13 protein-coding genes and 1 pseudogene are annotated in these 12,356 nt (G+C 68.7%); 12 read left to right on the plus strand and 2 right to left on the minus strand.

What is annotated here, in order from left to right; translation table 11 throughout:
• Positions 1-50: 50 nt before the first annotated feature.
• The 10 genes from O7605_RS30110 (at position 51) to O7605_RS30155 (ending at position 8,522) form a co-directional block, all read left to right on the plus strand.
• Entirely contained in the window at positions 51-908 is an 858-nt protein-coding gene (locus O7605_RS30110) for a replication-relaxation family protein (protein WP_269742356.1), read from the plus strand.
• Between the two features lie 321 nt (positions 909-1,229).
• The gene (locus tag O7605_RS30115) at positions 1,230-1,919 is read left to right on the plus strand and encodes a hypothetical protein (RefSeq protein ID WP_269742357.1); all 690 of its coding nucleotides are present in this window, start codon (positions 1,230-1,232) and stop codon (positions 1,917-1,919) included.
• Positions 1,920-2,010: 91 nt separating this feature from the next.
• The gene (locus O7605_RS30120; RefSeq protein ID WP_269742358.1) at positions 2,011-2,739 is read left to right on the plus strand and encodes a hypothetical protein; all 729 of its coding nucleotides are present in this window, start codon (positions 2,011-2,013) and stop codon (positions 2,737-2,739) included.
• Between the two features lie 12 nt (positions 2,740-2,751).
• Positions 2,752-3,348 carry a hypothetical protein gene (locus O7605_RS30125; protein WP_269742359.1) on the plus strand — a complete coding sequence of 199 codons (597 nt, stop codon included), beginning with the start codon at positions 2,752-2,754 and terminating at the stop codon, positions 3,346-3,348.
• 178 nt (positions 3,349-3,526) lie between these two features.
• The gene (locus O7605_RS30130; protein ID WP_269742360.1) at positions 3,527-4,780 is read left to right on the plus strand and encodes a helix-turn-helix domain-containing protein; all 1,254 of its coding nucleotides are present in this window, start codon (positions 3,527-3,529) and stop codon (positions 4,778-4,780) included.
• A 70-nt stretch (positions 4,781-4,850) separates the two neighbouring features.
• A complete protein-coding gene (locus O7605_RS30135) occupies positions 4,851-5,840 on the plus strand; it encodes a DUF932 domain-containing protein (RefSeq protein ID WP_269742361.1) in 990 nt (329 codons plus the stop codon).
• Between the two features lie 89 nt (positions 5,841-5,929).
• Complete coding sequence (locus O7605_RS30140; RefSeq protein ID WP_269742362.1) at positions 5,930-6,364, plus strand: hypothetical protein; 435 nt, start codon at positions 5,930-5,932, stop codon at positions 6,362-6,364.
• Positions 6,365-6,407: 43 nt separating this feature from the next.
• Complete coding sequence (locus tag O7605_RS30145) at positions 6,408-6,806, plus strand: hypothetical protein (protein WP_269742363.1); 399 nt, start codon at positions 6,408-6,410, stop codon at positions 6,804-6,806.
• Between the two features lie 98 nt (positions 6,807-6,904).
• Positions 6,905-7,234, plus strand: coding sequence for a hypothetical protein (locus O7605_RS30150; RefSeq protein WP_269742364.1), 330 nt, complete (start codon positions 6,905-6,907; stop codon positions 7,232-7,234).
• Positions 7,235-7,499: 265 nt separating this feature from the next.
• Positions 7,500-8,522 (plus strand): C40 family peptidase, encoded by a 1,023-nt coding sequence (locus O7605_RS30155; protein ID WP_269742365.1) that lies wholly within the window; start codon positions 7,500-7,502, stop codon positions 8,520-8,522.
• 135 nt (positions 8,523-8,657) lie between these two features.
• Here O7605_RS30155 and O7605_RS30160 read toward each other — a convergent pair whose 3' ends face one another.
• Positions 8,658-8,807, minus strand: coding sequence for a hypothetical protein (locus tag O7605_RS30160; RefSeq protein ID WP_269742366.1), 150 nt, complete (start codon positions 8,805-8,807; stop codon positions 8,658-8,660).
• A gap of 416 nt (positions 8,808-9,223) precedes the next feature.
• Here O7605_RS30160 and O7605_RS30165 point away from each other — a divergent pair, with 416 nt between their 5' ends.
• Entirely contained in the window at positions 9,224-9,736 is a 513-nt protein-coding gene (locus O7605_RS30165; RefSeq protein ID WP_269742367.1) for a helix-turn-helix domain-containing protein, read from the plus strand.
• A 248-nt stretch (positions 9,737-9,984) separates the two neighbouring features.
• Here the strand turns inward: O7605_RS30165 and O7605_RS30170 are convergent.
• Positions 9,985-10,696 (minus strand): annotated as a pseudogene (locus O7605_RS30170) (IS256 family transposase); the annotation flags it as partial.
• Positions 10,697-10,777: 81 nt separating this feature from the next.
• Between O7605_RS30170 and O7605_RS30175 the strand changes: the two are divergent.
• Entirely contained in the window at positions 10,778-12,340 is a 1,563-nt protein-coding gene (locus O7605_RS30175) for an ISL3 family transposase (protein WP_269742368.1), read from the plus strand.
• Positions 12,341-12,356 lie beyond the last annotated feature (16 nt).

Raw genomic sequence — 12,356 nt, forward strand, 5'->3', positions numbered from 1 at the left:
ACCTATCCAGACTCCCTACGGGACTCTCTCTCCACGGGGGTGAGCCATCTATGCCGCAATCGCGTACTGCCAGCCTGCTGGCTATCTATCCGCACATCACCAACCGTGACCGTCTCCTGCTCCAGCTCCTCGACGACCACCAGGTCCTCACCACCGACCAGATTCACCGCATGCTGTTCCACGCCCGCCGCACCTGTCAGATCCGCCTCGGTGAGCTGTACGGGCTGGGCCTGCTGGACCGGTTCCGGTTCGCCCGCGACGGCGGCGGCAGCCACCCGTGGCACTGGACGCTCGGCCACCACGGGCACCGCTTCCAGGCCGCCGCCCACCACCGGCCCGAACCCACCCTTCGCACCAGCCGGCAGACCGCGCAGCGACTCTCGGCGAACCCACACCTGAGGCACCTGCTCACCGCGAACGAGTTCTTCGTCCGCCTCACCGCCCACGCCCGTCAGCACCCGGAGACGCGGTTGGACCGGTGGTGGTCCGAGTCGCTGACCACCAAGCAGTTCCGGACCATCACCGCCGACGGACACGGCCTGTGGAGCAACGCCGATGCCGCAGTGGGGTTCTTCCTGGAAGCCGACACCGGCACCGAACCCCTGCGCAGCCGGGTGGTGACCAAGCTCGACCGGTACGCACGCCTGACCCGGCGCGGCGGACCCCGCTACCCGGTGCTGTTCTGGCTCGGCAGTGAGCACCGCGAGGAACACCTCCACCAGCTTCTCCGCGGCGCGCACGACGATGTTCCGGTCGCGACCGCCACCCACACCAGCGAGCCCGCCGAAGCGGTCTGGCTCCCGGCCGGCGCCACCGGCCGGGTCCGGCTCATCGAGCTGCCCAGCGACCACGGCCAGCCGGTAGCGGACAACCCGAACTACCACGACGACGGCGACTTCGTCTGCTGACAGACCCTGACAGGCGCACCGCGGATTCTGTCACCGCAGGTCGCAGGCATCGTCGTGATCCCTGACCGGGCTGGTGCTGTCAGGTCACGACGCTACGGTGCAGCTTCTTCTCTTTGCTCGCACCGCCGCCCGTCTGTTTCCCCTTTTCGGATCTGCCCGCGCCAGCGGAATCACCCACAGCCCACCCTCCCGGTCGGCCCGTGATCCACACCTCGCGCCCCACACGGCAGCTCTCCTGGTCCAGACGCCGCGACCCGGTGGCACCACCCTGCACACCCATCCATGCATGCCCCGCCCCTGTCGCGAAGGGAGCACTCCGCCATGCCCAAGCCCACGCCGCTCACCGACAAGGTCGTCACTGTCTGCTTCGGCCCCGGCGAGGACGCCGACTGGTTCGCCGCCTCGGAGAAGGTCAACGACCTTCTGCACGCCAACGGCACCCCGGCCCGCCGCTACCGCGTCCGGCACCGCCGCTTCATCGGCTGGCTGACCCGGTTCCTCGGCTACTACCTGCTCGACGCCGCCCGCCGCTTCGGCGCGGTCACCCTCGCCGCCGGAGGCCGCAAGAGCCGCCTCGACCTGACCGGCACCACCGCCCAGGCCGCCCACGCCGCCGGCCTTCGCTGGCGTGCGTGGAACACCCACATCAACGCCACCACCCGGCCCGCCCGCCCTTGGGAGGACTACCTCGCCCAGCACCACGCCGACCCTGGCACGGTCACCCTGAACGAGGCCCGCCGCCGCTTCGAGCAGCAACCCCGCGTCCTGGCGATGCTCGCCGCCTCGTTCGACCCCTACGAACTGTCCGTCTACCAGGCCGGCGAAGCCACCTACGTCGGGCTCCACTGGCGCATCGCGCTCATCGGCGACGCGCTGATCACCACCGACGGCCGGCTCCTCGCCCCGGCCAGTGACTCTGTCGCGGACCGGTTCCGGTTCCTCAACGAGGCGTGCGCCTACCTGCGCGGCCTGCGCTCCAGCGCACGCCTGTGCGCCGTCGCCATCGCCTGAGCCCTCCCGCCTAAACCTCCCATGGCCGGTCGCAGCCCCCGCGGCGACCGGCCATCGCCATGCCCAGCCCGACCAGAGAAGGAGTTCCTCGATGTTCCTGACCGATCCGGTGTTGCGGCGTATCGCCGCCGACACCAACGACGTCCTGCCCGAGCACCTGTGGCGCCACGACACCGCCACCCCCGAACCAATCGGTGACCTCGCCCGCATCCTGCACACAACCGCCCGCGACTTCACCGACAGCACCACCAGCCTCGACGAGGCTCTCGCCCGGGTGGGCATGCTCTCCACAGCGGCCCGGCACGCGATGGCCGCCCGCGCCGACCTGCACATCGCCGCCTACCAGCAGACCCTCACCGACGCGCTCGTCGCCCGCGAACGACACGCCGTGCTCGGAGCCGCGCTGCTCACCTGCTACCGCGCCTGGCGCAACCACCGGCCGATCGCAGACGGCGACGAGCGGCACCTGCTCCTGCGGCGCTGCGATCCGTCGCGCGGCGTCGCGACGCTGCGGCGTACCGACCCGCACACCTGGCAGGTGACGCCCGACGCCGAAGCCGCCACCGCCTTCGACATCCCCTATCCGGATCGCGTTGTCGGCGAGGTCACCGAAACCGACCACGGGTGGACGCCCACCGCCTACATCGCCCGGCCACATCAGGCACCGCTGGCCACGGTGTATCCGCTGCCCGTGCGCGGCGAGCTCGCCTCGGCCTGCCGGTCACTGCTGCGCTGGTGGCACCTGCGCCACTCCGACGCCTGGCGCAACCGAACCCCGACACAGCTCACCCCCACCGAAATCGCCCACCTCACCTCCTGAGCAGGTGGCCTGATGCGGCACCGCAACACGGTCGGCCGCTGGATCACCGCGACGACCGGCCGCACCCTCGACCAGCACGCCACCGACCCCGCTCCCGCCGCCGCACACCTACCCGAAGCCGCCGCCAACCTGCGGCACCTGCGCACCGAGCTGCTGCTCGCGGTCGACCGGCTGCGCACCCTCCTGATCAACGAAGACGACCTGCACGGATCCACGAGCACCGTCGCCGGTCCCGTGGACACCATCAGGGAGCTGGCCCGCGAGTACCGGTACGCCCGCAACTGGATCGACACCCTCATCGGCGACGAGGCACGGGCCGCGTACGCGCAGACGCATCCCGGCCAGACGGTACGGCGGCGCTACGTCAACAACCCCGGCGACACCATCCTGGTCGTCCTGCCCCACACCGACTCCTGCCGCAGGCAGAACCTCCCCGGACACACCACCCGCATCCGGGTCGGCACGTCCGACGCCGCACTCCGCCCGCCCGGCAGCGTCAACCCGCTGCGGCTGTCCCACGCCGACGCCGGCATCTACCGCGACCCGACCGAAGACCGTCTCTACGTCCTGAACACCGGGGCCGACGAGACCGCCGGCGCCGGCCACTAGCGGCCGCGTCACGCAGCCCCGAGAGCGACCGGGCCGCCATCCCCGCAGCACCCCACACGGCAGCGCACCGCATCCACGTGCCTGCCGCGCTGGCCGCTGCCCGCGCGGCCCGGCGCACCACCGCCCGGCACAACCCGTGCCGGGCGTTCCCAACCGCAAATCCCCCAAGGAGGGACCGATGGAAAACCTGTCCCTGACGCCTGCCACGCAGGCCGTCCTCGACGCCTTGACCGAACTCGGTCAGGGCAACGTCCACGAACTGGCCGACAAGGCCGGCAAGGCCCGCTCGACCACCGACAAAGCCATCAAGACCCTCGCCGACGCCGGACTGATCGCCGCAGTGGACACCGACGCCGACCCGGCCGAAGGCACGCCCACCCGGTGGACCCCGGCGACCCCCACGGAGGCCACCGACGCCGCGCCGGACGACCCCGGCGGCGAGCACACGGCCAACCCTGACGAGACCGCGCAACCCGACGGCACCGACCTCGACAACCCGGCCGGCGAGCCGGACACCGGCGACACCGAGCCGGCCGACCAGACCGGCAACGAGATCAACGGCGACGAGGACGCAGACGAGGAGCCCGACGACACGGCGGACGAGACCGACCGGGACGACGCCAGCAACGAGGGCCCGGACGACGAGGACAGCGGCGCGGACGACGAGGGTCGGACGGTCGCCGTGGTACAGCCGACGCGCCCCGGTGACCGCAAGGTCATGGCCATCAAGGGCGTCCTGGCCGACTACAGCGATGCTGGCGCGACCCTCGACCTGATCGTCGCCGAAAGCGGCATCGGACACGTCACCGCCACCCGGCTGCTGACCGCGATGGAGCAGGCAGACGCCGCCCGCCGGCTCCCCGGCGAGCCGCAGCGGTGGATCCCGGGCCCCACCAAGGCCAGCGAGGTCGACCCGAACCCGGAACCGCCCCGCTGCCCGCTCTGCCTTCAGGTCATGCGCGGCCTGGCGAACACGCCGACCGCCACGGCGGCCGTGCAGCCCCTGGTCCGTCCGGACGGCACGCTGCACATTGTCGGCCCGGACGGTGAGACCCACGTCGTCACCCTGCCCACCCGCGCCACCCCCCGCACGGCGAGCACCGCCCGCACCGTGGGCCGCGTCAGCGGCGACGGGACCGTCAACGCCGACGGCAACCAGCCCTTCGGCCGGGGCGAGTTGGAAAAGCTCACCCTCGATTATCTGGCCGCCAGCCCCGGCCGTCAGATGACCCCGCAGGACATCGCCAGCGCGCTCGCCGCGCAGCTCAACCGGCAGGTCAGCAACGGCGCGGTGCGTAACAACCTCACGAAGGCCGCCGCCGCCGGCCGCATCCTCCTGGTCTCCGACAACCCGCTGGCCTTCGTCCACCCGGCACCCGCCGACAGCGGCGCTGCCGCCGAGGCGGACGCGGACAACACCGACCAGTCCTGACCCACACCCACCATCCCGGGGGCCGAGCTATGCGCTCGGCCCCCGCAACCGCATCCGAGAGGAGAACCCCGTGCCGCACGACCTCGAAACCTTCACCGACGGGACGACCGCCTTCGCCAGCGCCCGCCTGTCGGCCTGGCACCAACTCGGCACCGTCACCCAGGACACCATGCGCGCCGAGGAGATCATGGCCGCCGCCCGACTCGGCGACTGGGGCGTACGCACCATCCGCACCGTCGGCATCGACCTCGTCAACGGCGTCGAAGTACAGATCCCCGCCGATGACAAGCGGATGACCGTCCGCCGCAACCCGGTCACCGGTGAGACGGAGTATCTGGGCATCGTCGGCACCGACTACACCGTGGTCCAGAACGAGCAATGCGCCGAGATGCTGGACCGCCTGGTCGATCAGGTCGGCGGCGCACACTTTGAGACCGCGGGCAGCCTGCGGCGCGGCAAGTCGGTGTTCGTCACGATGAAGCTGCCGCACGCGATGGAGATCGCCGGCGTGGACCGCCTGGACCTGTATCTGATCGGCACCACGTCGCACGACGGCACCGCCGCCCTGCGGGTCGACGCCAGCCCGATTCGGGTGGTGTGCGCCAACACCCAACGGGCCGCGTTCGCGCACTCGGTCGGGCACTACACGTTCCGGCACACCTCCAACGTCAACTCCCAAATCAGCCAAGCCCGCGAGGCACTGGGGCTGATGTGGAAGTACATGGAGACCTTCGAGAAGGCCGCCGAACGGATGCTTCAGACCGCGATGACGATGCGCGAGTTCGAGCAGGTCGTCGGCCAGGTGTGGCCGGTCAAGGACACCGCCTCGGAGCAGACCCGCAACAACGCCAAGCAGCGCCTCGGCACGCTGAAGTACCTGATCCGTGAGGCCGACACCCAGAAAGCCATCTCCGGCAGCAGGTGGGCCGGTTTCCAGGCGATCACCGAGTACCTCGACCACTACCAGCCCGCCAAGAACGAGATTGCCCGCGCCAACCGGGTGGTCACCGGCAATGTCGGCGACCTGAAGCTGGCGGCCTTCGACCTGCTCAAGGTCTGACCACACATCGCCCACCAGCCGGGGCAGCGGCGCCGCTGCCCCGGCGCTATCACGGAGGGAAGGGCCATGACACGGCCGAGCACGACCAGGTGGGGTTCAGACCGGGCGGGCAGCCGATGAGCGGCCACATCCGCCACCACCGCGACCTACGGCAGTCGGTGTGCGGACTCCGTGCCACCGACGTGCAGCGGTGGGAGACCGAGAACCCACCGCGCATCGACGACACCTGCGAGGACTACTACACCCTGCTCCCCGAGGCCCAACGACCCGACGACGCCAACCACCCACTCGGAGACGCCACGCTCATCGACACCCTGCGACGCATCGTCGCCGACCGCCAGCACGCCAAGATCGACGGCGTCATCGTGGACGTATGGTCCGCCGCCGTCACCGTCCTCATCTGGGACCAGCTTCGTGACGACAAACGACAGCGACTGCTGACCCTGCCCTCACACGAGCTGATCCTGCGCTGCGTCGCGATCTCCACCCGCCTCACCAACAACCGCAACGGGGGCAGCACATGACCCGCCCCGACAGCCGCAGTGGTTCCACTTCGGGCCGCCCTGGGTGTTCTCCATCGACGCCGCACGGGCGCTGATCGCCGCCACGCCCCGCGACACCCAGCCTCTCGATGTCGCGACGTGGGCGACCGCATACGGCCTGACCCGGCTCGACGACCCGCACCAGCGGGTGGCCAGCTTGATCGGGCCGACCAGCACCGCACTCGACCGGGCCTACGCCATGACCACCGACCTGAAAACACCGGTGATCGTCGCCCAACTCGACATCAGCGGGCACCCACCCGCCCCGCTGCTCATCGACGGAACCCATCGCCTCTACCGCGCCTGGCGCGAGCACCTGCCGCGGCTGCCCGCCCACCTGCTCACCGCCGAGGAGACCCGCCAGGTCCAGGACAACACCCTCCTGCGACCCGGCCGGACCTCCATCACCGGGCCGCCGACCTGAGCGACGGCACTGACCACCCCACAACCGCGTACACCCCGGAAGCTGCCCACCACCGGCGGCGGCCGAGGCGTGCGCGCGTAGACGTTCGGAGGAACCCCATGGCCTACATCCCGCCGTGGCAGAGGCTCTGCGACTGCCGCTGCCTCGTCCACCACCAGCAGCCGCGCACCACCTACACCGACCCCGACTGCGCCTGCACCATCACCTGCGCCACTCAACCCCTCACCCTCCTGGCCGACCGGTGGGGCTGCGCCCTGTTCCTCGACCACGGCGGCGACCTGTGGCACGTGCCCGCCATGGCCAACGGCACCTTCGACTGGGCCTACGCCGCCGAAATCGACAGCCGCCACGACTCCTACGACGCCAGCCGGACCATCGAGCACCTGCTCCGTCAAGCCGCCCACGTCCTCCAGGCATCCATCAACTGACGCGACCGCTCAAGGTGGGCCGCCCGCGAGGGCGGCCCACGGCCCTTTTTGCGTTTCACGCGCGGCACCGCACCCACCGCAGCGTCTACGAGCGCGACTGCGACCGCCTGCCACCGCTACGACCTGATCGCCAACTTCCTCCGCGATATCCCGCCAGGCGGCTGCCGCTCATCTATCGCCCACAACCACAGCACCGCTCCACGCCTGCCGGACGAGCACCCGCGCACGCCGGCCCTTCTTCGTCTGCGACGGAAGGTCAATCGCCATGACCAAAGCCATCATCGGTGTCGTCACCATCGTCATCGTCGCGTGCTTCGGACTGCCCATGGTCCTCCTGTCGGCCGTCACCGGCGGCGGCTCCAACGGATGCGGCATCGTCGCCGCGCCCGCCCTGCGCCCCACCGGACCGCGGCCCGACATCGGCACCTGGGACACCGAGCAGCGAGAGATCGCCGCGACCATAATCGACGTCGGCGTCGCCAAGGGCGTCCCCCGCTGGGGATGGGTCGTCGCTGTCGCCACCGCCATGCAGGAATCCGGCCTGCGTAACCTGCCCCACCTCGGCGATGGCAACGACCATGACTCGATCGGGGTGTTCCAGCAACGCCCAAGCCATAGATGGGGCACCGCCACGCAACTGTCCGAGCCGGCCTACCAGGCCGGGAAGTTCTTCGACAAGCTTTTGACCGTGCCCGGCTGGGAGGCGATGCCACTCACCCACGCCGCCCAGAAGGTTCAGGTCTCCGCGTTCCCCGACGCGTACGCGAAGTGGATCGACGACGCGTTACACCTGGTGGACCAACTGGCCAACACCCTCACCGACTGCGCCACCGGCGCGCTCGCCGCCCTCCCGGACGGATTCGCGCTACCCGCGAACACCCCACCCGCCGTCGCCACCGCCATCTTCTGGGCGGCGAACCAGCTCGGCACCCCGTACCACTTCGGGGGATCATGCACCGACCCCCACTCCGGCAACCCTGACAAACAGTGCGACTGCTCATCCCTAATGCAGGCGGCGTACCGAGCGGCCGGGATCCCCATACCCCGCGTCACCACCGACCAGGCAAACACCGGCAAGCCCGTGGCCGACCCGACGCTTCTACTGCCCGGCGACCTCATCCTCATCGCCGGCAGCGAAGGCACCGTGGCCAACCCACGCCACGTCGGCATGTACCTCGGCGACGGACTCGTCATCCAAGCTCCGAAAACCGGCGACGTTGTCAAGATCACTCGACTGAGCAGGTGGATCAACCAGACTGCCGCGATCCGTCGGATCGTTTCTTGGTGAAGTGTAGGTTCTCAATAGATCTTTCGGTTTCTCATCGATCTGTCGGTGTACTTGTCGGTTCCGAAAGATAGCTGAGAAGTTTGCGTGGCCAGGTGCCCGACGTGCGGCAACCTGGCCACGCTCAGCCTAGCGGAGCTACGGCGCGGCTTTCCGTGCTTTAAGCACACCGACGGATGCAGCGATAGCCGAGATGATTCCCGAGACCGCTGCGACGCGCGGGGCTGGCATGGCAAAACTCAGGCCGAGAACCGCAATGACGGCCACCAGAACAATGATGATCACCATCCTCCGCTTGCCAGGAGGCCCCCACCAGGGGTGATGATGGATACAGGACTTGGTCATCGGACCCCGTCCTCTCTGCCGGCAACGCCGGCGGTTCTGGCCCGCCCGACGTGCACGAGTTCCTGCCAAGGCCATGAACGACGGGCGGGCCGCTCAAACTCCGTGCCTACAACGCTAGGTAGCCCCTGGGAGTCTGTTCAACGATCAAGAGACAATACGAGTACAATCCGCGCTATTGACGAGACAACCGGCAGGAGCCCATGCCGCGACGACCAAACCCCCTCCAGCCTGACGACGGTCCACGTGCGCGGTTTGCCCTTGAACTACGCGCGCTTAGGGACAGTCGAGGGGCGACCGCTCCGAGCATTGATCAGATCAGCGTTCAACAACGTGTACCGAGATCCACCCTCTACGCCGCGTTGCGTGGGGACCGTATTCCCACGCGTGACATCCTGGCGATCATCGTTAACGCCTGGGGTGGTGACGAGGCCGGATGGATGGCGAAAAGAAGCGCCGTGGAGGGTGAGCTGGAGCGAGATCGACGCGCGACCTTGTCGACAGACCGCACATCACCCAGTGCAGTGACCTCCTCCCGCACACGCGGAAATGCTGGTGACAATGAAGCCCGCGGTGGAAACGACGAACGTCGGCAGTTGGTGGAGTTCCTGCAACGTGTACGCGCTCAAGCTGGTCAACCGACTTTGCGGCGAATCGCAATGGCCGCCAACGTGCCTGTCAGCACGCTGTCGGACACGTTCAGCGGCAAGAGGTTGCCGAGGTTCGACACATTGCAACAGATCTTGATGGCGCTTCGGGTGGACCCCGAGCTTGCGCTCGCGGTGAGGCACGTCTATGACCGTGCCCTCGACCAGGAGCGTCAGCTTCGCGATCAACGCCGTACTCGGCTCACCACACCTGAACGAGGTCGGTAGACCTGACCCGGCGCTACTTCGATATGGCGCTGCATCTCAACGACCTCCGCTGACATCCGGCTTCGTCCGGCTTGGTCCGGCCTCGTCCGGCTCTCAATCGGACCAAGCCGCGCCTGATCGGCAACTCCCGGCAAGAGCAACTCTCACCCGCTGATCGGGTTGGACGCCGCAGCCGGACACCGCCACCGGATCTGTTAGTCCCCGCCGCGGGTCTGTCAAACGAACGGTGTAACTCGGGTTGTTGGCGTCTACTTGCGGCCTGCGGACAGGCGTCCTTCGAAGGCGATGTCGAAGGCGTTGAGGGCTGGCTTCCAGCGGATGGTCCAGCGCCGGCGGCCCTGCCCGGTGGGGTCGAGGCTCATCACGGCCAGGTAGACGCATTTCAGCGCGGCGGCCTCGTTGGGGAAGTGGCCGCGGGCGCGGACGGCGCGGCGGATGCGGGCGTTGACGCTCTCGATGGCGATCCGTGGAGCAGACGACGGTGCGGATCTCGGCGTCGAAGGCCAGGAACGGCACGAACTCCGCCCACGCCTGCTCCCACAGCCGCACGATCGCCGGATACTTGCCGCCCCACGCCTCGGTGAACTCGGCGAACCGGGCCCTGGCAGCAGGCTCCGTGGGCGCGGTGTAGACCGGCCGCAGGGCTTTGGCGATGGCGTCCCAGTGCTGCCGGCCGGCATACCGGAACGAGGCACGCAGCAGATGGATCACGCAGGTCTGCACCACCGCTTCGGGCCACACCTCGCCGATCGCGTCGGGCAGCCCTTTGAGTCCGTCACAGACCACCATGCACGCGTCCGCGACACCGCGGTTCTTCAGCTCGGTGAGGACCTGCAGCCAGAACTTGGCGCCCTCACCGCCGTCACCGGCCCACAGCCCAAGGATGTCCCGGGTGCCCTCGACGGTGACGGCCAGGGCCAGGTAGATGGGCCGGTTGGCGACCTTCCCGTCACGGATCTTGGCTCTGTCGCCGATCTTGTGATGTGGACGGTTCGATTCGGGACGGGGCAGTTTCGTTGATCATGTCTGGCGTGTTCGTTTGTGGAGCAGCTATTGCCACACCTGTCGGGTCTGTCGATCGAGGCTGTTGAGCAGCGTGCCGGCGTGATGGTGCTGTCGGGTCGGGCTCGGACCGCGACTGCACGGTGCGGCCGTTGCCAGCAGCGGTCGGGCAGGGTTCATGGGCGTTATCAGCGGCGGCTGCGGGATGTCGCGATAGCGGGGACGGCGTTGCTGCTTCAGGTGCAGGTCCGGCGGTTTCGCTGCGACAACACCGGCTGCCCCGCGAAGACTTTCGCCGAGCAGATCGATGGGCTAACCGTGCCGCATGCGCGGTTGACGCCGGGGCTGCGGAGTATGCTGACGCAGATCGGTTTGGCTCTGGCTGGCCGGGCCGGTTCCCGGCTGACGTCGGTGATCGGCGCGGCCGTGGGCCGCGATACGTTGTTGCGGCTGGTCAGAGAGTTACCCGATCCGCTGATGCCACCTATCACGGTCCTCGGCGTTGACGACTTCGCGTTTCGCAGAGGTCGTCACTACGGCACCGTGCTGATCGACATGGCCAGCCGGCGTCCGGTCGACGTGTTCGACGGCCGTGACGGCGACAGCCTCGCCGCATGGCTGCGGCAGCACCCAGAAGTTGAGGTGATCTGCCGCGACCGGGCCGGCGGCTATGGCGAAGGAGCCCGCACCGGTGCCCCGGACGCGGTGCAGGTCGCGGACCGGTTCCACCTCTGGCAGAACTTGGGCCAGGCGGTGGAGAAGACCGTCAACGCGTGTTGGTCCCGGCTTGTTGCCCCGGCACCGCCACCAGCCGACGACACGATGCCCGCCGAGGTGCAGCCGCCACCTGAGAAGAAGATCGTGACCCGCCTTCGTGAACACCATGCCGCCGTTCACCAATTGGCTGCTCAGGGCATGAACAAGTCGGCGATCGGTCGCAAGCTCGGCCTGCACCAGGCCACTGTCCGCAAATACCTGAACGCTGCCAGCGTCGCCGAGCTGACCGCCGTCACCGAGCAACGCGCGCACCTGGTCGACGACTACGTCGCCTACCTGCACCAGCGCTGGAACGAGGGAGAACGCAACGCCACCCAACTGTTCCGCGAGATCAAGCAGCAGGGCTATCCCGGCGGGGAACTGGCCGTCCAGCGTTACCTACGCCGCTTCCGCAAAGGCCTCGGCCACGCCCCGCACCCCGGCCCGAAACCGCCGTCAGTGCGCCAGGTCACCTCATGGATCATGACCCATCCCGACCATCTCGATCCCCGTGACACGGCCAAGCTTCGTGATGTTCGCAGCCGCGACCAGGACCTGAACCGGCTGGTCAAACACGTGCGAGCCTTCGCGGTCATGATGACCGGCCGACACGGCGAGCGCCTCGAAGAGTGGATCGCCGCCGTCGAACACGACACCCTCACGCCACTGGCCGGATTCGCCCGCAACCTACGCCGCGACCTCGACGCCCTCCGCAACGGCCTGACCCTGCCGCACAACTCCGGCCCCGTCGAAGGCACCATCAACCGCCTCAAAATGATCAAACGACAGATGTTCGGCCGCGCCAGCCTCGAACTGCTTCGCAAACGCGTTCTGCTCGCGCACTGATCTGCTTCACACAACC

The organism is Verrucosispora sp. WMMA2121 (assembly GCF_027460185.1).
Classification (GTDB): Bacteria; Actinomycetota; Actinomycetes; order Mycobacteriales; family Micromonosporaceae; genus Micromonospora; species Micromonospora palythoicola.

What these genes read in the sequence shown, in the direction of transcription:
- O7605_RS30155 (WP_269742365.1), top strand. Translation starts at nt 7,500, where the DNA reads ATGACCAAAGCCATCATCGGTGTCGTCACCATCGTCATCGTCGCGTGC.
- O7605_RS30125 (WP_269742359.1), top strand. Translation starts at nt 2,752, where the DNA reads ATGCGGCACCGCAACACGGTCGGCCGCTGGATCACCGCGACGACCGGC.
- O7605_RS30160 (WP_269742366.1), bottom strand. Translation starts at nt 8,807, where the DNA reads ATGGTGATCATCATTGTTCTGGTGGCCGTCATTGCGGTTCTCGGCCTG.
- O7605_RS30120 (WP_269742358.1), top strand. Translation starts at nt 2,011, where the DNA reads ATGTTCCTGACCGATCCGGTGTTGCGGCGTATCGCCGCCGACACCAAC.
- O7605_RS30115 (WP_269742357.1), top strand. Translation starts at nt 1,230, where the DNA reads ATGCCCAAGCCCACGCCGCTCACCGACAAGGTCGTCACTGTCTGCTTC.
- O7605_RS30150 (WP_269742364.1), top strand. Translation starts at nt 6,905, where the DNA reads ATGGCCTACATCCCGCCGTGGCAGAGGCTCTGCGACTGCCGCTGCCTC.
- O7605_RS30130 (WP_269742360.1), top strand. Translation starts at nt 3,527, where the DNA reads ATGGAAAACCTGTCCCTGACGCCTGCCACGCAGGCCGTCCTCGACGCC.
- O7605_RS30110 (WP_269742356.1), top strand. Translation starts at nt 51, where the DNA reads ATGCCGCAATCGCGTACTGCCAGCCTGCTGGCTATCTATCCGCACATC.